The sequence below is a fragment of the Bacillus sp. 95MFCvi2.1 genome, from assembly GCF_000374965.1.
Taxonomy (GTDB): Bacteria; Bacillota; Bacilli; order Bacillales; family Bacillaceae_G; genus Bacillus_A; species Bacillus_A pseudomycoides.
This window is the reverse complement of sequence record NZ_KB895693.1, coordinates 63,495-83,020: the sequence shown is the minus strand read 5'-3', so window position 1 is coordinate 83,020 and position 19,526 is coordinate 63,495. Positions and strand designations below refer to the sequence as shown.

At 35.6% G+C, this 19,526-nt stretch carries 18 protein-coding genes; all 18 read right to left on the bottom strand.

Going from position 1 to position 19,526, the window contains the following annotated elements; translation table 11 throughout:
- Positions 1-13: 13 nt before the first annotated feature.
- Positions 14-817 carry an ABC transporter permease gene (locus C568_RS0108045; RefSeq protein WP_018781197.1) on the bottom strand — a complete coding sequence of 268 codons (804 nt, stop codon included), beginning with the start codon at positions 815-817 and terminating at the stop codon, positions 14-16.
- Positions 818-819: 2 nt separating this feature from the next.
- The gene (locus C568_RS0108040; protein ID WP_018781196.1) at positions 820-2,019 is read right to left on the bottom strand and encodes a CDP-glycerol glycerophosphotransferase family protein; all 1,200 of its coding nucleotides are present in this window, start codon (positions 2,017-2,019) and stop codon (positions 820-822) included.
- Between the two features lie 46 nt (positions 2,020-2,065).
- On the bottom strand, positions 2,066-3,073 hold the full coding sequence (locus tag C568_RS0108035) for an NAD(P)H-dependent glycerol-3-phosphate dehydrogenase (RefSeq protein ID WP_006096632.1): 1,008 nt from the start codon (positions 3,071-3,073) through the stop codon (positions 2,066-2,068).
- 115 nt (positions 3,074-3,188) lie between these two features.
- A complete protein-coding gene (locus C568_RS0108030) occupies positions 3,189-5,693 on the bottom strand; it encodes a glycosyltransferase (RefSeq protein ID WP_018781195.1) in 2,505 nt (834 codons plus the stop codon).
- Positions 5,694-5,824: 131 nt separating this feature from the next.
- On the bottom strand, positions 5,825-6,991 hold the full coding sequence (locus tag C568_RS0108025) for a CDP-glycerol glycerophosphotransferase family protein (protein WP_148305772.1): 1,167 nt from the start codon (positions 6,989-6,991) through the stop codon (positions 5,825-5,827).
- A gap of 6 nt (positions 6,992-6,997) precedes the next feature.
- On the bottom strand, positions 6,998-7,393 hold the full coding sequence (gene tagD, locus C568_RS0108020) for a glycerol-3-phosphate cytidylyltransferase (protein WP_006096636.1): 396 nt from the start codon (positions 7,391-7,393) through the stop codon (positions 6,998-7,000).
- 349 nt (positions 7,394-7,742) lie between these two features.
- Positions 7,743-8,744 (bottom strand): rod shape-determining protein, encoded by a 1,002-nt coding sequence (locus C568_RS0108015; RefSeq protein ID WP_003202097.1) that lies wholly within the window; start codon positions 8,742-8,744, stop codon positions 7,743-7,745.
- 162 nt (positions 8,745-8,906) lie between these two features.
- On the bottom strand, positions 8,907-9,179 hold the full coding sequence (gene spoIIID / locus C568_RS30515) for a sporulation transcriptional regulator SpoIIID (protein ID WP_018781193.1): 273 nt from the start codon (positions 9,177-9,179) through the stop codon (positions 8,907-8,909).
- A 329-nt stretch (positions 9,180-9,508) separates the two neighbouring features.
- Complete coding sequence (locus C568_RS32720) at positions 9,509-9,643, bottom strand: hypothetical protein (RefSeq protein ID WP_042511388.1); 135 nt, start codon at positions 9,641-9,643, stop codon at positions 9,509-9,511.
- Between the two features lie 141 nt (positions 9,644-9,784).
- Positions 9,785-10,798 carry a M23 family metallopeptidase gene (locus C568_RS0108005; protein WP_018781192.1) on the bottom strand — a complete coding sequence of 338 codons (1,014 nt, stop codon included), beginning with the start codon at positions 10,796-10,798 and terminating at the stop codon, positions 9,785-9,787.
- 162 nt (positions 10,799-10,960) lie between these two features.
- Positions 10,961-11,668 carry an ABC transporter permease gene (locus C568_RS0108000; protein WP_018781191.1) on the bottom strand — a complete coding sequence of 236 codons (708 nt, stop codon included), beginning with the start codon at positions 11,666-11,668 and terminating at the stop codon, positions 10,961-10,963.
- Entirely contained in the window at positions 11,668-12,510 is an 843-nt protein-coding gene (locus tag C568_RS0107995) for an ABC transporter ATP-binding protein (protein ID WP_003209202.1), read from the bottom strand. Before C568_RS0107995 ends, C568_RS0108000 begins: the two co-directional genes overlap by 1 nt.
- 188 nt (positions 12,511-12,698) lie before the next feature.
- Entirely contained in the window at positions 12,699-13,706 is a 1,008-nt protein-coding gene (locus C568_RS0107990; protein WP_018781190.1) for a LytTR family transcriptional regulator DNA-binding domain-containing protein, read from the bottom strand.
- Between the two features lie 125 nt (positions 13,707-13,831).
- Complete coding sequence (locus C568_RS0107985) at positions 13,832-15,448, bottom strand: long-chain fatty acid--CoA ligase (protein ID WP_018781189.1); 1,617 nt, start codon at positions 15,446-15,448, stop codon at positions 13,832-13,834.
- A 241-nt stretch (positions 15,449-15,689) separates the two neighbouring features.
- On the bottom strand, positions 15,690-16,703 hold the full coding sequence (gene spoIID, locus C568_RS0107980; protein WP_006096642.1) for a stage II sporulation protein D: 1,014 nt from the start codon (positions 16,701-16,703) through the stop codon (positions 15,690-15,692).
- Between the two features lie 248 nt (positions 16,704-16,951).
- Positions 16,952-18,256 carry a UDP-N-acetylglucosamine 1-carboxyvinyltransferase gene (gene murA, locus C568_RS0107975; protein ID WP_003209210.1) on the bottom strand — a complete coding sequence of 435 codons (1,305 nt, stop codon included), beginning with the start codon at positions 18,254-18,256 and terminating at the stop codon, positions 16,952-16,954.
- Positions 18,257-18,291: 35 nt separating this feature from the next.
- Positions 18,292-18,999, bottom strand: a complete 708-nt coding sequence (locus tag C568_RS0107970) for a YwmB family TATA-box binding protein (RefSeq protein ID WP_018764938.1) — start codon at positions 18,997-18,999, stop codon at positions 18,292-18,294.
- 52 nt (positions 19,000-19,051) lie between these two features.
- Positions 19,052-19,288: a DUF1146 family protein gene (locus C568_RS0107965; protein WP_003202077.1), complete on the bottom strand. Its 237-nt coding sequence runs from the start codon at positions 19,286-19,288 to the stop codon at positions 19,052-19,054.
- Positions 19,289-19,526: the final 238 nt, after the last annotated feature.

Sequence of the window (19,526 nt, the reverse complement as noted above, 5' to 3'; positions counted from 1 at the left end):
TTTACAACCCTCATCATAGATAATCTGCAAAGTGCTTTCTAAATTTCACATGTAGCGTTGCACCAATTAACAACGTAACAAGGACAAACGACCAAAAATATAATGCATAATTTAGATCTTGATAAAACCAGCTTGTTCCTAGTAAAGAAGCACGATATCCATCTACAATATAGCAAAATGGATTTAACTGCATAATTTTTTGAAGAAACGATGGTAATTTTTCAGGTGTCCATAATATAGGCGTTAAGTATAGCAACATTCGCATAATTGATTGAACAATCATTTGAACATCTCTCACAATTGTTGCTAACGTTGACGTAATTAAGGAGAGTGAAAATATTAACATAAGGGTAGCAAACATATAATAAACAAGCTGAATATAATGAATAGAAATACCTTGACCCGTTACTAAAAATAAAATTGTCACAATACCGATAAGTATCAAATGCTGATAAAGATTAGACATAATTACAAAGCTTGGGATAACACTCATTGGAAAACTCATCTTCGAAATCATATTTAACCTTGTATAAATAGACTTAGATGCTTGTAGCATTGCTGGTTGTACAAAAAACCATACAACAAGCCCTGCAGATAACCAATAAACAAATGGTACTCCATTTACTCCTTGACCACCCCGAATCCCAAAGCCGAATACAAACCAATAAATACTCATCTGTATGAGAGGATTCAAAACTTCCCACACAAGTCCTAAATAATTATTATTATTTGTACTTTTTACTTGATAAATAGATAAACGTTGAATTAAATATAGACTGTTTACCTGTTCTTTTAATACCATAATCATTGAGTTCATCTTTACTGTGCCTCTCCGAAGAATATTTTCTCTACTACTCGTTTAGAAGCAAAACCATCTTCTAAATAACAATAATTATTATAGAAGGTATTATATTTCCCTGCAAATTCACCTAAACCTAGAGTTTCGAATCTTAATATTTCCTCAAGCACTTCTTCCGTATTCATCACAACTGGACCAGGAGCTTCTGTCTCTAAGTCAAAATAAAAACCTCTTAACTTATCGCGATACGAGTCAATATCATACGTGTAGAAAATGATTGGTCGTTTCAAATTCGCATAGTCAAAAAAGACTGAAGAGTAATCTGTAATTAACAAGTCAGATAGTAAATACAGCTCATTTATATCGACATGCTTAGAGAAATCATACACAAACCCTTTATACGGTTCTAAATCAAACTGTTCTGCAACTAAGTAGTGCATGCGTAACAAAATGATATAATCTGAACCTAATTGTTTCTGCAAAAGACTTAAATCTAATTGTAAATCTAATTTATATCGACCTTTACTATAAAACTGATCGTCTCGCCACGTTGGGGCATATAAAATAATTTTTTTATCTATAGGTAATCCATTCTGTTTCTTTAATGTATCGACTGCCTTAGAATTATTATTTACATATAAGAAATCGTTACGAGGATATCCTGCTTCAACAACAGTTTTTTGAAATTGAAAAGCCCTCTTAAATATTTCAGTCGAATATACATTAGGGGAAAGTAAATAATCCCAGTTTTGTGCTTCACGATGAAAATTGTCCTTATACTTTTCAGTTGTTGTACCCGGCATATGAACTTCTTTCATATCACCCGCTAATTTCTTAAGAGGTGTACCGTGCCAAGTTTGTATATAAATAGTATGCCTTGGCTTAGGAAGCCAAAGTGGCATTCTACTATTTGTTACCCAATACTGCGCACGTGCCAATAAAATAAACCAACGAATTGAAAATCTTTTTACATATGGGATATTTTCTTTATCAAACTGCGCTGTGTAATTTTTATTTACACTCCAAACCATTTGAAAGTCCATGTCATTTTGTAACATGTATTCATACATAGCTCGTGGATTACAACTATATTGTTTTCCGGAATAACTCTCAAATAAAATTAACTTCTTTTTGGGAGGCAAACAACTACAGAAAAGAAATACTGCCTTACATAGTTTTTTTACAATACGGTGATTTTTTATTCTTCTTATAAATCCCATGTTATTTACACACCTTCTAATTCAGTCGCTTCATACTTACGATACATTAACGCGAAACCTCGCCTTTTCCCGTTCTTCCCATTAATGCGTCTACCTCTTCTTTTGCATTTTTTCCATTAAATAAAACATTATATATCGCAATCGTAATCGGCATTTCAATACTCATTTTTTCAGCTAAATGATATGCTGCCTCAGCTGTACGAACACCTTCTACCACCATGCCCATATTCCCTAATACTTCTTCTAAATTATGACCCTTACCAAGTAAATTTCCAGCTCGCCAATTTCGACTATGAACACTTGTACAAGTCACAATTAAATCACCGACACCTGTTAATCCCGCAAAAGTAAGCGGATTTGCTCCCATCTCACACCCTAATCGTGTAATTTCCGTTAGTCCCCTGGAAATTAACGCTGCTTTTGCGTTATCTCCGTAACCAAGACCATCTGAGATTCCTGCGCCAAGGGCAATAATATTCTTTAGTGCCCCGCCTAATTCAACACCAATCACATCTCGATTTGTATAAACACGGAAATTTGTATTCATAAATAGCTTTTGTGTTTTTTCTGCAGCCTGTAGATGATATGACGCAGCAGTTACAGTAGTAGGATGACGAAGACTTACCTCTTCTGCATGGCTTGGCCCTGAAAGAACAACAACACTTTCTATTAACTCTTTCGGCATCTCTTCTTCAATCATTTCTGAGATACGTTTAAATGATCCTGGTTCAATTCCTTTACTTGCATGGATAATTGTTATCGGTTGTTTTACAACTTCCTTTAGTTGTTGTATTACACTACGAATCGCTTTCGTTGGAACAACTAATAGTACCGTATCTATCCCATCCATTACTTCCTCTAGAGACTCGTATCCTTTTATTGTTTTAGAAAGTTGAATCCCCGGTAAATATGCTTCATTCGTATGCTTCTCATTAATTTCATGGATTTGTTCCGCCTTATTCCCCCAAATCCTTACTTCATGTCCGTTATCCGCAAGAACCATAGATAACGCTGTTCCCCAGCTTCCTGCACCAATTACTGTAATTTGTTTCAACACAATCCCCCTCTTACCACCTTAAAAACGTTAGAAACATCACTATTTACGTAAGAAGCTAAGTGATTTATATTGTAAATCACTTAGCTTCCACACTTCATTATTCCATTACATCCTATTCCTCTTTAAGAGCGCATACTTCATCGTAAAACATTTCAAGAGCATGCTCATTATACTTTTGAAAATCAAATTCTTTAAAAGAAGTTTGATTTAATATAAACTTCTGCATCCCAATTACCAGACCAGTTATATTATTTTCAACTAGCTCCCCATAACCTTCTTCTAAAATACTTCTTGACCCTGCAATGTCAGTGGCAATAATAGGTTTACCTAGTATTAAAGCCTCTAACAATACCATTGGCTGTCCCTCGTGATTAGATGAGAGAACAAAACAATCGCATTGATTAATAAGTAAGAAAGGATTACTCATTTGACCAGTAAAAATCACTTTGTCCTCTAGATTTTTTTCTCTCACTAAATTCTCTAATTCTTCTTTTAAAACTCCGTCTCCAACAATATAAAGTCTAATATTATCATAGAGTTCCGTAACTTTTGCAAAAGCATGTATAAGCTTTTTTTGATCTTTTTCAGGTGACAACCTTCCCATATTAACAAAATTTATGTTCTCTTTTTGAGGCATTTCAATTCCTGTAATTTTAAGCTTACCATTTCCGTGAATATTTTCTTTTAATAAATATTCTTTCTCATCATATTTATATATGTCGCCTTCTTCAATCTGTTTAAATACTTTATTAGGGTCAATGGCATTATGGACATAAACACCTTGTTTTAGTGTAATATAATCTTTCAAATTCTTCCTATTTAAGTTTCTTGTGTGTTCTGCAACAGCTACTATTTTATCAAACTCCTTATACAACGGGAAAATAATATTTAGATTAGCTCTATGCTTAAATTTACCTTTAATTTTTTTGGAGTATTCTGCCCACATATCATTATGTTGATAGATACTTCTCTTTTTAAAATCTCCAAACGCAAATAACAATGTCCAAAATGGGACATATCCACTAAAGTCAATAGCTATATCAAATTCCGCATTACCAAATAACCTTGAAATTTCACGCTTGTATAGTTGCTTTGGTAGCACCTTCTGAGCTTTTTCATTCTTTAGCCCCATTTTCATAACATAGTTATTTTGATAAGATTCTTTTAAAGTGGTGTTTAAACTACCTACTCGATAAAACTTTTTCACATTCGAATTAATTTGATTGAAATTATCTCTTGAAATTTGATCGTACTTCCCTTTATCAATAACTGCCACATTGTATTTTGAGTAATCAATATTATTCAAAAGGTTAATAACTGACGTAGTAATTCCATTATTCAAAAATCCACCACAATACATTAGAATATTTTTCTTATTCTCATTTGTAACTTTATATACATTAGCTGTGTGCTTTTCTCTGAAAATAATGTCAATCGCTCTTTCTGTAGCATTCCCATCATCATGATAGCAATATTTTTTCAATGTTTCTTGGTATTTAACACTGTAATCATGTTTTACACTCTTAATGTTTTCAATACTATGAATAACTTCGTCTACCGTATAGCATATTGGACCTGGCATATCTTCTAATTGAACGTATAAACCTCGTTGTTCCTCATACTCTTCCTTATCATACGCTAAGAAAATGATTGGTTTTTCTGTTACCATGTAATCAAAGAATATACTAGAATAATCTGTCACTAAAACATCTACTATTGACATCAACTCATTAGGATCCACCCAATCTGGTATACAAATTTCTCGTAAACTTTCGTCATCTTTAATAAATTTATATGTCAATGTATGAACCTTTAACAAGAGTTGATAATCATTAGGTATCTTAGAGTACATTTGTTTAACAATATTGTTAATTTCATCTTTAATATTATTTACCTGATTTACTCCACCACGCCAAGTTGGTGCATATAAAATGATTTTTTTTGTATCATCAATTTCTACAAATTCTTTTAAATATCCTCGTACTTCTTCTGGGTTTACTTGTAGAGTAAGGTCAATTCGTGGATAGCCTTCATCAACAACATAGCCATTGTATAACCCTTCTAAATCATGAGAATTTACAATAGTATCTGCAGTAAATTTATTAGGATTTAATATATAGTCACAATGCATAAAATTCCTTTGGATATTTTTATGTTGTCCTATTTCTCCCTTCATATCTTTTCCTAATGTTTTAATAGGTGTTCCATGCCAAGTATTCACATAGATTTGCCCTTCTTTTTTCTGGAAATAAGGTGGAAATGTCGTATTGTTAATTAAATATTTCGCTGTTGTTAAATATTTTAAATACTCTTCACTATGAACTTTAACAAACTTAACATTTTTTTTATTTTCATAACGTTTAGCATAAAAGTTATTTCCATCATTCAATGCCCAAACATGTGTATAATCCTTATACTCTGGATTATCGATAATTTTTTTAAAAATTGCGTATGGACTATCTGTCATACCTTTACCATGGAAAGATTCATATAATATAACTTTCTCATCCAAGTCTAATTTCACATAAAAATCTGTATACTTAACAGTTCTCTTAAACCCTTGGTCATTCGAATATTTTTTCAGTGGACCTGATAAAAAATTAATACGATTTTTCATTCTGTTAATCTTCTTCTTGATTTGCAATATTAAAACCTCTCTTTAATCTATTTCTAAAGCATACTTCCTATAAAAAATCTTTTACCTTTCTCTCGAACACATCATTATTATAGGAATGCATGACTACCTTACTATTTCTCTTTAAAAAGCATATTTACAAAGTTCTTACTTGAATCACCTATCGAATACTCATTCCATTTCAAAGTAAAATTATTTATACTATCTATTTTGAACCTACCATCTGTTATCACCCGTACCACTTCTTCAGTTGTATAAACAACTGGTCCTGGCACATCAGATACATAATCACCAATAATCCCTCTTTTTTTCATATATTTCTTTAAATCGTATGCAAAAAAGATTATTGGTTTATTTAATAAGCAAAATTCAAATGGTATAGAGGAATAATCAGTGACTAATATATCCGTCACTAGAAATAGATCATTTATATTTGGATAAAGGGAATAATCATATAAAAAACCTTCATACTTTTCTTCGTAATTACATGTATTTCGTATTGCTGGGTGCAACTTAACTATGAGGATATACTCATCTTTCAATTGCTTATACATCTCATCGATATCTAGATGTAAATCAAAATCTACTAGCTCTTTATCTCTAAAGGTTGGCGCATATAAAATAACCTTTTTATCTTTTAGATTTGGATTTACTATAAAAATATTATCTTTAACTTTCTGTTGTCTCCGTTCATCAAAAAACAAATCTGTTCTCGGAATACCTGTTTTTAATATATTATTATCAGATAGAGCAAAAGCTTCTTTATAAATGTCAGAAAGCGCTTCTGATCCTACAACAATTTTATGGAAGTTTTTATAAACATTCATAAATCTGCTTTGGGCTCGTACACTTCTTTTTTTAAAAGAAGGAGCTAATAATCCGAATTTTTTAAAAGCACCTGCTGCATGCCATATTTGAATACACTCTACGCCTTTTTTAAATTTAACTTTCGCTAATGACCCAAAATAATTATCAACAATGACGTATTGAGAAGTGGATAAATGATAGATAGATTTAATAGTGTGAAGTATGTTCTTTGTTTCAAATTTATAAGATTTCACATTCGAGTAGCTATCCACCTCATATTTACATGTAGGTTTATATAAAAAAACCACCTCGTAATTTATACCTTGACGCTGTATTTCCTCATAAATAAAAAATAAATTTTCACCATAAGACATAATAAAAGTTACTTTCTTTTTAATCGGAAACACTTGCATCATATTATGTAAAATTCCAAATAAAATTAGGTAGATTTCTACCATCAATTCTCTAATCATCTAAGTTTATCTAGCAACTTGCACTAGTTCCTTTTTTATTTTTGTAGTAGAAATTCCAGCTGTACGTGGTAAATATACAACTTCACAGTATTCATCTAATTCATCAAATTCCCCTTCCCAATCATCACCCATAACAAAAATATCTACATCATGATTAACAACATCTTTTGCTTTCTGCTCCCAATTATGTTCAGGAATTACTTCATCCACATACCGAACCGCTTCTAGAATCATTTTACGATTCTCATAGCTATGATAAGATTTTTTATTTTTTAATTTGTTAAATTCATCTGAAGAAACGGCGACAATTAAATAATCTCCTAAATCTTTCGCTCTCTTCAATAAGTTAATATGTCCCCAGTGCAATAAATCGAAAGTTCCATATGTAATAACCTTTTTCATGATCGTGCCCCCTGTGAAATGTTATTATTTTATAATTATTTAGTTTAGAAGTATATTTAAATTAGAGCTTCTCCTACGCCTATGAATGGTAAGAACGACTCAAATTCACCAATGTAAATCCAAAACAAATTTACATAGATTTTACATTGAGTTCACACGAAATTCACAAAGATGATTATAACATAATTTTTATTTACAAACTATGACAATAACCTAACAACTATTGTCATATCCGGCACAAGAAAACGCTTTCTTAATTGGTGTTACAAACCTCCTCTTACTTTCTTTTATTTACAAAAAAAGTGCGAAGGAAATAGTTCCTTCGCACTTTTCACTACCCTTTATATGACTATTTCAACATACGACGTGGCAATTTATCAATATTCTCTAACATAATGCCTGTACCAACAGCAACACAGTGCATTGGGTTTTCAGCGATTAGTACTGGTACTTTTAATTCTTCTGCTAGAAGCATGTCGATACCATGTAATAATGCGCCTCCGCCTGTTAAGATCACACCGCGGTCAATGATGTCTGCAGATAGTTCTGGTGGTGTACGCTCTAATACACCTTTTGCAGCTTGTACAATGACAGCCGCATTTTCTTTTAATGCTTCTGTAACCTCTTCTGAACATACTGTGATTGTACGTGGTAAGCCCGTTACCATGTCACGTCCGCGAATTTCAAGTTCTTCACTACGTGCACCTGGGAATACTGTACCGACTTTAATTTTAATATCTTCTGATGTGCGTTCTCCGATTAATAGCTTATACTTACGTTTAATATAGTTTAAGATCTCCATATCAAACTTGTCGCCAGCCATTTTGATAGAGGAGGAGGTAACAATATCACCCATTGAAAGCACGGCAATATCTGTTGTACCTCCACCGATATCAACAACCATATTTCCGCTCGGTTGGAAGATTTCCATACCGGCACCAACAGCAGCTACTTTTGGTTCTTCTTCTAAGAATACTGTTTTACCACCTGAGCGTTCAGCAGCTTCACGAATTGCTTTTTGTTCTACAGATGTAATGTTTGTTGGACAACAAATTAAAATGCGAGGTTTTGAAAAGAAGCTCTTCACGTCCAACTTGTTAATAAAATGCTTTAACATTGCTTCTGTAATTTCGAAATCTGCAATTACACCATCTTTAAGCGGACGAATCGCTACAATATTACCAGGTGTACGTCCTACCATACTTCTTGCTTCTTCACCTACCGCTAATACTCTTCCAGTATTGCGATCAATTGCTACAACAGACGGTTCGTTTAAAACGATCCCTTTACCCTTTACATGAATTAATACGTTAGCTGTGCCTAGGTCAATTCCGATATCTCTCGCAAACATTCCTGTGTTTTCCTCCTTGATATTCAAAATCAGGTTGTACCCGAATTCTTTTACACCTAATTTCTGATTTTATCATAAATTTAACGAAAACGTAATATTTGAAAAGATAATTCTTCTGAAAAATGTTCCGTCATGACCAAGGAATGTTTGCCGTATAATGAATTATTGCTGCACGATTCTTTCTGTATCTTCTTTTCGGTACTTCTGCTTCGTCGCTTCCCCGCCTCTTAGGTGGCGAATCGACTTATGATAATCAAGAATTTCTTTCACTTCATTTGCGAGCTCTGGATTAATCTCTGGTAAACGTTCTGTTAAATCTTTATGGACTGTACTCTTTGATACCCCAAATTCTTTTGCAATCACACGAACTGTTTTTCTTGTCTCCACGATATACTTGCCAATCTTGATAGTTCTCTCTTTGATGTAATCGTGCACACCACTCGCCTCCCTAAATTGGATGTGAGAAGTGTGAAATGAGACTCGCTGCATATGACTAAGAAGTAAATTCGAGTGCTGTTTGTAAGCTTTAAACATTCTGGAATTTATAATGAAATGACCCACGATTTCTCACCTCAAACACTCTCTTTGCATTGGTTTATATCATTGTATTGCCCGCACTACTGATATATGCTACAAGTTCAGTATTTTTACGGACTAAGTTAAGAAAAATTACAAATTCGTGTGAGAAATACGTTAACAATGACAATTTTCACTTGATGGATTGCCCTACAAAAACCAAAGAATGACGCCTCTTGTCAAAGGCGTCATTCTTCATGATCACATTCTTCTTCTAATAATTGATGGTGGGGAACTTCTTTCTTACTGGCAATGTAATAATATAAAGTAAATAAAATAAACAACAAAATAAGGGCAATCGACAGAACAAATACAAATGACAGAGTAATCCCCTCCTTTTCTTAATATATATTCGAGAATTCCGTCAAATTTCCTTGTTATTGCTATTTCCCTCTCGAAATGAATCATTTTTATATAAAAATAAAAAAATCAACTCCCTAGTGAGAGCTGATTTTTTCGTTTTATTATTCTTGTGTAGAAGAAGAATCGCTAGATGATTCCGTAGAACCATTTGTTGATTTTTCTTCTTTTTTACTTTTTTCATCAGCTGCGCCATTTGTTGATTTCTCTTCTTTTTTACCTTTTTCGTCAGCTGAACCGCTTGTTGATTTCTCTTCTTTTTTACCTTTTTCATCAGCTGAACCGCTTGTTGATTTCTCTTCTTTTTTACCTTTTTCATCAGCTGAACCGCTTGTTGATTTCTCTTCTTTTTTACCTTTTTCATCAGCTGAACCGCTTGTTGATTTCTCTTCTTTTTTACCTTTTTCATCAGCTGAACCATTTGTTTCTTTTGCTGCTCCTGCTTCTGCTTTTACGTCTGTCGCAAGTTTGTTAAGGTAACGCTCTGGATTGACAGCTACATTATCTTTACGAACTTCAAAGTGTACATGAGAACCTGCTTCCTTATTCATTGCACTTAGACCGGATTTTCCTAATACTTCACCTTGTGCAACTTTTGCACCTTTTTCTACTTTTACACTGCCTAAGCTTTGATAAGATGTTGCAAGACCATTTCCGTTATCCACTGTTACGACATAACCGAGAAGCGAATCTTTTTCAGCTTTTGTTACTGTACCACTTAAAGCAGCTGTAACATCGAATTCTTTTCCATTTTTCGCAGCAACATCGATTCCTTTATTAGGAGAATATGTGTTGTTATAAAAGACAAGTGCTTGTTCTTGCTCCTCTTCTGCTGCTCCATCTTCATAAAACTTCTTCTTCACAACAACATCTACATTCTTTGCAGCTGGCATTTTCACAACTTCCGAAGACTTTGTTACTGGTACTACTGGATTTTCCGTTTGACCATACGGCGCACTTTGCTCTTTATTAGGCGCTTTCTTTGGATTAGCTGCCTGGAACCATAGAGCAACCGTCAAGATTACCGCTGCACATGCAATATAGATTGCCGGAAATACCCACCGTTTTTGAAATAAATGAACTACCTTTTGCGACTTTTTATTATTCCTTCCTCGCATTCTATCATCACCTCAGCAATCATTTTGAACAATATTCATTCATCCTATACAACCTATAACTAATTACTTTTCGACAAAATCTGTAAAAATATGTATAGGAATTGCGAAATTTCCGAGGAAATGATAGAAAAAAGAAAAAACTGAGCGGATTGGCTCAGTTTTTTAGTCTAGTTGTTTCTTTTTGTAGACGAAGAGGCAAACAATAATTGAAATGACTAACCAAACAGAGACATTGATTAGATCTGCAGCAATTGCAGAGAAGCCTTTCCCCTCCACAACACTTACGAACGCTTCAAAAATATGATTAGTCGGTAAATACGATAGTATGTTTTTCAAAATGTCATTTTTTATAACATTACTTAAAATTGGAGTCATGAGTAAGACCATTGCAACCGGTGATGCAATAACAGAAACTTGCACTAAATTTTTAGCTAAAAGAGCGATAATTGTCCCAAATATGATGAACACTAATGTTCCTAATAACATTAACAGAAACATGAACAACATATTCCCTTGTAAAACATCTAGTATAAATAAATTAAGAAAACTTATAGCAAACGTTAAAACAATGATTGGTAGTGCTTTTCCAATAATGATTTCAAATGGAGAAGCAGGAGATAGCATAAGCACTCGTAACGTATGTTTCTCCTTCTCTTCCGCAATAAGAGTTGCCTGTGAGATTGTTGTAACCATACATAATATCATGACGATTACAAAGCCTCCCATAAACTCCTTCCCTTGTCCCATTTGCTTATAAAACAATGCCAATCCAAGTGGTAAAATCGCCATTAATAATATTTGTGCGTTATTCTTCAAATCCTGCATCTCTTTCCGTAAAATCGCCGATACACGTCTCATTGAAAATGTCATTATAATCCCCTCCCAGTTACTTCAATAAAGATATCTCCTAGTGTTGGCTCATAAGAATGAATCGATAATAATTCACCATTTTTCATCCACTCAGAAATACGTTTTGCGCCTAATTCGTCTTTTTTCACTGTTTCTTTTTTCTTATCCTTTAGCACGACTTCGATTTTGTCTTTCGCGTATTGAAGTCTTAAATTTTCTGGTGTATCAAGTGCTACAATTTCCCCTCCACATAAGAAAGCAATGCGGTCACAAAGCGTTTCTGCTTCATCCATATTGTGTGTCGTTAAGAAAATCGTTGTTCCTTCTCTATTTAGGTCCTTTAAGATGTTATGAATGTTTTGGACGTTGACTGGATCAAGTGCTGATGTTGGTTCATCTAAGAAGAGAATATCCGGTTTATGCAGAATTGCTCGTGCTAGCGTAACGCGCTGCTTCATCCCTTTTGATAATTTTTTGACTGGTGTTTTTTTATCTTCTAATAAATTCACTTGGGATAGTACTTCATCAATTCTTTCTTTAGGACAATCGTATAAGTCGCAAAATAATAGTAAGTTATCATAAATGCTAAGTCTTTCATATAGACCACTGTTATCTGTTAAAATACCAATTCGTTTGTAATCGATGCTGTTTGGACCTGTAATATCTTTTCCTAGTACTTTCACTTTTCCAACACTGTGAAGCAACTGGGAAGTTAAAATTTTCACTGTTGTTGTTTTCCCTGATCCACTTGGTCCTAGAAACCCGAAGATTTCTCCTTGCTTTACTTCAATACTTACATTTCGAAGTGCTGTTTTTTCATTAAAGGTTTTCATTACATCCTTCATTTCAATTGCCAATGTCATTTTGTCATCCCCTTTGTTTTTCTTCTATAGGTAATTTCGCTTCAGCGACTCGTTTGCCGCCTCGGCTTGTTGTGTTCGCTGTTCTTGGCTCAATCATATGAAAAACAAAGGGGTTACGCAGTAAAATACCGGTAAAAGGAGTCTTTTTACCGGTGAATGAATCCTATTTTCCACTTACTGGAGCATCATTATAGTCCAATGACACCTTTTAATTCATCCATTCGACCTTTAGAAAGTGGAATAGAGCTTTTTCGTTCATCATCCAAGATTAAGCTAAAGCTATTACGAGTCCAAGTAATCACTTCTCGTACGCGCTGTAAGTTAACAAGATAAGAGCGGTGACATCGAAAGAATCCAAAACCTTTTAATCTTTCTTCTAACTCACTTAATGTTAACGCACATACAAAGTCCCCTTCGCGAACATGAATATGCGTTGTTCCATTTTGCGTTTCAATAAAATGAATTTCCATCGGATCAAGCAAAATAATTTTATCGTTCACTTTTGCTGGGATTCTTTCGAGCTTCATTTGCGGAATCATTTGAACGATATTTTCTTGATCTATCTCTTCCCCTTCTTCTTGTTCGATTTCTATTTTTTTAACGCCATCTGGATTTAATACATACACATCTTCTGTTAAAGAAAGTGCATCTGATAAAAAGGATGATGTAATAAAGATGGCCTTCCCTTGTTCTTTCATCTTCATAATTGCTTTTCGAATGATAATTGTGCTCTCTATATCTACATTTTGCTCTGGCTCTTCAAAAATAATTAAATCCGGATTATGAATCATGACCCGCCCAATGTGAAGACGGCGTTTTTCAGAAAATGATAGCTTTTCAATTTTGACGTTCATTTTATCTAGTAAACCAACATACTGGACAACTTCTTCTATGCTAATATTCGAGTCATACAATCCGGATAAAAAGGCGAAGTATTCTTTTACTTTTAAGCGGTTATATGCCTCATCTTTTAAAAAACAAAAACCAATGCGCGAGTAGACTTGCTTTTGAATCGGTTCCCCGTCAAATAAAACACTTCCAGCCGATGCCTCTTCTTCACCGATTATAATGCGGTGTAAAATCTTCGCCGTATGATTGTTACATTGCAGCACAACACATTGCCCTTTTTCAATTTCAAGCTGAATCGCCTGCAACTGGTTCGTCTTACCCAATTGTTTTAACTCCAATAACGCCATGTTTTCTCCTCCAGATGAGTTTTTATCTCATTATACCAAACAGTTAATGGAAGATTATGATATTTATCTCAAAAATAAAAAGGAGCTAAATTAGCTCCTTTTTGATTGATTTTAGCATACAACTATTACTGCTGCTTCACCATATAACTTTTCAGCTGATCACGAAGTGCCCTTTTCAGGAATTTCCCGACAGATGTTTTTGGAATTTCTTCCACGAATAAAATGTCATCCGGCATCCACCATTTCGGGAACTGGTCTTCTAATAATGCATAGAGCTCCTCTTGTTCTACTGTTTGTCCTTCTTTTAAGACAACGCAGGCAACAGGGCGTTCTTGCCATTTTTCATGTGGCACGGCAACGACAGATGCCTCTAGTACTTTGTCATGTGCCATTAAAGCGTTCTCTAAATCAACGGAGGAAATCCATTCACCGCCGCTTTTAATTAAATCTTTCGTACGGTCAGCAATTTTAATAAACCCTTCTGGATCAACAGTTACAATATCTCCTGTATGTAACCAGCCATCCTGCATGGAATCTGTTGTACGTTCATCGTTATAATAACTACCCGCAATCCACGGTCCGCGCAGGCAAAGCTCTCCCATTTCTTCACCATCCCATTTGATCTCCCCTTCTTGACCAATTACCTTCATTTCAAGGCCTGGGAATAAGTAACCTTGGCGGGAGCGTAGTTCATAATATTCTTCTTCCGGTAAATCGCGCTGATATGACTTTGGACAGTTAATTACAACAGCTGGGCTTGTTTCTGTCATTCCATATATTTGCCTAAAAGCAATTCCATATTTCTCCTCATATGTGCGAATCATGCTTCCTGGTGCTGCTGATCCACCTGACCATATCGTACGAATACTACTAATATCATACGGATATTTTTCAAGCTCTTGCAGTAACCCAATCCAAATTGTTGGTACACCAGCAGTAATTGTCACTTTCTCACGCTCAATAAGCTGAGCTAATATTTCTGGTGTAAAGTGTGGTCCTGGTAAGACGAGCTTTGTGCCGAACCATGTACCTGCAAACGGAAGCCCCCATGCGTTTACATGGAACATCGGAACGACAGGCATACAAGTGTCTACTTCTGATAGATTCCCGCCGTCCACAAGGCCGAGCGTATAACTATGGAGTGCAATACTACGGTGTGTATACACAACGCCTTTCGGTTTTCCTGTCGTTGCGGAAGTATAGCACATACCCGCAGGTTCTTTTTCATCTAAGTCTGTTATGAATGGGAATGTTTCGTCGCCTTCTTCGAGTAGTTTGTCGTAATGATATACTGGTGATAGTGTTGTGTGAGGTAGTCCGTGATCATCTGTCATAATAATAAATGCTTTCACATGAGGAATTTCGTGTTGAATACTTTCTAATACAGGAACCATATCTTCATCAACGAGAATGATTTTATCTTCAGCATGGTTAATGATATAAGAAATATGCTCTGCGGAGAGCCGTAAGTTAATCGTATGTAACACCGCCCCAATTCCTGGAATTGCAAAATATGCTTCCAAATGGCGGTGATGGTTCCAAGCGATTGTTCCAACTTTGTCCCCTCTATCAATCCCCATTTTATTTAGTACACTAGCAAGCCGTCTTGTCCGCTTCGCAATCTCTCCGTATGTTAATGTTTGAATACGCGATGCAGTGCGCGAAACAACTTCCTTTTTTGAAAAATATTTCTCCGCTCGTTCCATCATTGCTGGAATGAGAAGTGGTACATCCATCATCATATTTCATGCCCCCTGTTATTATTTTATATATACACATACAACTGTATTATAACACAACAAAACGAGACAAAAGCCGTTAACATTTCTTTCGTTTTCTACAAATAATGACAAAAGGAGCTCATTGGGGTGAGCTCCTTTGTTGTCAAATAATCACTAAGTTTTGTCGAACGGTTGATATATTCCAAAAAGCGCCGATATATTTTCAAACGAGCAGCGCCCAACTGTCAGTAACCCTTAAGCATCAGTTCTTCGCCATTAACTTTCCTTCATACTCGTTTAGCGTTTTAATTTCGATACCTTTATAGTAATGAGCAACAATATCCGTATATCCTTTTCCTTCTTTCGCCATTCCATTGGCACCATACTGGCTCATGCCAACACCATGGCCGAAACCTTTCGTTGTGACGACAATGCTCTTTCCTTGTTGTTTCCATGTAAAGTCAGAGGAGCGTAATCCCAGTTTTGTTCTTACTTCTTTCCCTGTTAATACCTTTCCTTGAAACTCTACATCCTTCACCCGTTTTCCTTCTGTACGGTCTTTAATATTACCGACTTTTCCATTTGCAAGCACCTTTACGCCAAGACGCTTTTGAAAATCATCTACAGTAAAAGTTTGCTCACTCGCAAATTTTGGAGAAGCTTGATCCCATGGGCTGTCTACGCTTTTTAAATATGGTAAGTCGCTCCCCCAGTAGTCTGCAGCATTTTCTGTATAACCGTTACTTGTTGAGAAGAAGGACGCCGTAATGGGACTACCATCATAGGTTAAAACTTGTCCGGCTGTTTTAGACACAGCTTCTTCAATCTTCTTCAAATTTTTCTCATAATCTTTGCCCCATGTCTTCTTTAGCTCTTCTTTACTGTTGTACACTTGATCATTAACCGTATCTGTCACATCCGCATTGTTTTTCTTACTTCCACCTAGCATACGCTGTACAATAAATGTTCTCGCTGCCAATGCCTGTGCTTTTAATGCCTCCATTTCAAAGCTAGCATTCATCTCAGAAGCTACTACACCTGTAACATACTCTTCCATCGGCATCGTTTCTACCTTCTTTTGTGCATTACGATACACAGTAACTTGGACAGCAGTATTTACCTTTTTAGGAGCTGGCACACTTTGCATGGCTGGAGGATGTTCGGGCGGCTGACTTACTTTCGCTTTCGTAAACGGAATAACAAGTACGGTCGGTACAATAATGACGAGCGCCACTAAGAGCGCCATTGTAATGAAAAGTGGCTTTGAAATTTTCATCTTTTTCCCCCACTATGAAATTAGACTCATTTCATTCTTATGGAACGTGACAAGCTTTTAGAACATATCGGGAGGAACTTCTGCAAAGGGAAAATATAAAGTACTGATATGACAGGATGCAATCTCAAAGGAAAGAATTTTCTAAATTTTTCAGGTGGACAGGCATAAAAAAGGAATTTGTTGACTATAACAATAATAGCCCAATAAAAATAGCCTCTATGTCAAAAAGACATAGAGACTACTCAAACTTAAGCGTGAAGGTCAGAAACTTGTTGCTTCGTTACTTCTTCTACTTTTTCATTTACACGTTCAATTGTTGCACCTAATGCAGCTAGTTTCTCATGGAAGTTTACATATCCACGATCAAGGTGTTTTAATTCTGTTACACGTGTGTAACCATCTGATACTAAACCAGCTAGAATTAATGCCGCTGCAGCACGTAAGTCAGTTGCTGCTACTTCTGCACCTTGTAAGTTGTTAGGTCCATTCATAATAACAGAACGGCCTTCAATTTTGATGTCTGCATTCATACGACGGAATTCTTCCACATGCATGAAGCGGTTTTCAAATACCGTTTCTGTAATCATGCTTGTTCCATCCGCATGTAATAACAATGCCATCATTTGTGATTGCATGTCTGTTGGGAAACCTGGATGAGGCATTGTTTTAATATCAACGGCTTTTAATTTACTTGGGCCGATAACACGTACGCCTTCGTTTTCCTCAATAACCTTAACACCCATTTCTTCCATTTTCGCTGTGATAGAACGTAAATGTTCTGGTACAGCATTTTCAATTAAGATGTCTCCACCAGTAATTGCTGCTGCAACCATAAACGTTCCTGCTTCAATACGGTCAGGAATAATAGAATGGTGTGCACCATATAATTTATCAACGCCTTCGATACGAATCGTTCCAGTTCCAGCTCCGCGTACTTTTGCTCCCATTGCATTTAAGAAGTTAGCTAAGTCAACGATTTCTGGTTCTTTTGCTGCGTTTTCAAGTACTGTTGTCCCTTTTGCTAATGTAGCAGCAGACATAATGTTTTCTGTTGCACCTACGCTTGGGAAGTCTAAGTAAATTTTCGCGCCTTGTAATTGTCCATCTACATAAGCTTCAACAAAGCCATTACCAACTTTTACTTTCGCTCCCATTGCTTCGAAGCCTTTTAAATGTTGGTCAATTGGACGTGAACCAATTGCACATCCACCAGGAAGTGCAATACGAGCACGACCATTACGTGCTAATAGTGGTCCCATTACTTGAACGGACGCACGCATTTTACGTACATATTCAAATGGTGCTTCAATATTTAACTCCTTTGAAGCATCAATTGTTACTTGGTTATTTTCAAATACGACTTCAGCATTTAAATGACGTAATACCTCATTAATTGTGTATACATCAGACAAAACTGGTACTTCAGATAGTACATTCTTTCCGTCACTCGCTAATAGGGCTGCAGCGATTATAGGTAATACAGCATTTTTTGCGCCCTCAACACGCACTGTGCCATTCAACCGCTTTCCGCCACGGACGATGATTTTTTCCAATTTATTCCCCTCCGTGTCCTTTTTTCAATATCTATTCAATACTCAGAAGTTATGATCGGTGTGCCAACCACAATTGTATCTTTGCTGTCTGTAGAGCGTATTGCTATTTGCACATTGATTTTCTCTCTATTTGTTGAAAGAGCGTCATTCCACTTTTTATTATATGCGGAGACTGACACAAATGCTCTTTCTTCTATCTTCTCGATCGCTCTTGCTGAAAGATCTTTCAAAACCTGATTGGTTTTATTTTGCAAAACACCTTCAATCTTATCACTCAGTACACCTTGAACACAAGTGTAAATTGTAGGTTTTGTACTAAAAATTTTATCCATTTCCCGAATGTTTTTAGGGTCCCATTTTGACCCGCTTACTTCAAAGATAATGAAAGTGTTTTCTTTACTATTTTCCTTACTCCAAGTTACTACTATTCGTTCTTCATAAGAAGAAAATTTTTTGTATGCTGTTGCTTTATATCCATCATGAGATGTTTCCAATTCCCATTTTTGAATATCCGCTTTTTCTTTCACTTCATTTAACAATTTTTGAAACGTATGTATATTAGAAATGGTTTTGGTTTCTCGTGCTAACCATGACCACCGCTCTACCTCTGCTCCATTTTTTTCAAGAGCTGCGATCATACTCTCCATTTTCTCTTCGTCACTTACGGGCTTTATCTCTTTATACCCGACCAAGAATACGACAATACTTACGACAACAATAAGAATTGTTTTTAAGCTTTTCAAGTTTCATCCCCTCCTATCCCCATTGTTAACGGAGATATGAGGTTCTATACACTTACTTGACTAAATACGTTAAACTCTTCGAATACCCTAAATAATCAAGAAAAAAGTTGCTGACAGATGTCCCAATGGCAATCGTAACAAGAATGAGTAAAATCCTCGTCTGCAATACCTTTCCAGATTTCATCAGGCGTTCGATATGGATACCTTGTAAGGCCCACCACGTAATGGTAATAAACAATAAATGCGAAACAATCGCAATCAGTGCTTGTTGCCCTAAAAGTTGCGCCAAAAAAATCGACTCCTTTTGTTTGGCTTACCATCACCTAGGATGCAAAACGATCCCATATAAATGGAAACCACACTTTTTCCCGCCCAAACAGGCAGTATAAAGTATCCCTCTGAAAGAAGGGGCACTACCTATTAGAGTTTACTTTGTTCGAGCATCACATTCGTGAAGGATAAGGTCTCGCGCTAACGAAAGTTTCACTTTACCCCTCTCATTGCTCCACAATAAAAAGCGTAGAGCG

Excerpts from the sequence above, each read along its gene's own strand:
- spoIID (WP_006096642.1), bottom strand. The coding sequence starts at position 16,703 with ATGAAAATTTCAAAGCCACTTTTCATTACAATGGCGCTCTTAGTGGCG.
- C568_RS0108015 (WP_003202097.1), bottom strand. The coding sequence starts at position 8,744 with ATGTTTGCGAGAGATATCGGAATTGACCTAGGCACAGCTAACGTATTA.
- C568_RS0108000 (WP_018781191.1), bottom strand. The coding sequence starts at position 11,668 with ATGACATTTTCAATGAGACGTGTATCGGCGATTTTACGGAAAGAGATG.
- C568_RS0108045 (WP_018781197.1), bottom strand. The coding sequence starts at position 817 with ATGAACTCAATGATTATGGTATTAAAAGAACAGGTAAACAGTCTATAT.
- C568_RS0108005 (WP_018781192.1), bottom strand. The coding sequence starts at position 10,798 with ATGCGAGGAAGGAATAATAAAAAGTCGCAAAAGGTAGTTCATTTATTT.
- tagD (WP_006096636.1), bottom strand. The coding sequence starts at position 7,393 with ATGAAAAAGGTTATTACATATGGAACTTTCGATTTATTGCACTGGGGA.
- C568_RS0108040 (WP_018781196.1), bottom strand. The coding sequence starts at position 2,019 with ATGGGATTTATAAGAAGAATAAAAAATCACCGTATTGTAAAAAAACTA.
- C568_RS0107990 (WP_018781190.1), bottom strand. The coding sequence starts at position 13,706 with ATGGCGTTATTGGAGTTAAAACAATTGGGTAAGACGAACCAGTTGCAG.
- C568_RS0108030 (WP_018781195.1), bottom strand. The coding sequence starts at position 5,693 with ATGAAAAATCGTATTAATTTTTTATCAGGTCCACTGAAAAAATATTCG.
- C568_RS0108025 (WP_148305772.1), bottom strand. The coding sequence starts at position 6,991 with ATGATTAGAGAATTGATGGTAGAAATCTACCTAATTTTATTTGGAATT.
- C568_RS0107985 (WP_018781189.1), bottom strand. The coding sequence starts at position 15,448 with ATGATGATGGATGTACCACTTCTCATTCCAGCAATGATGGAACGAGCG.
- C568_RS0107995 (WP_003209202.1), bottom strand. The coding sequence starts at position 12,510 with ATGACATTGGCAATTGAAATGAAGGATGTAATGAAAACCTTTAATGAA.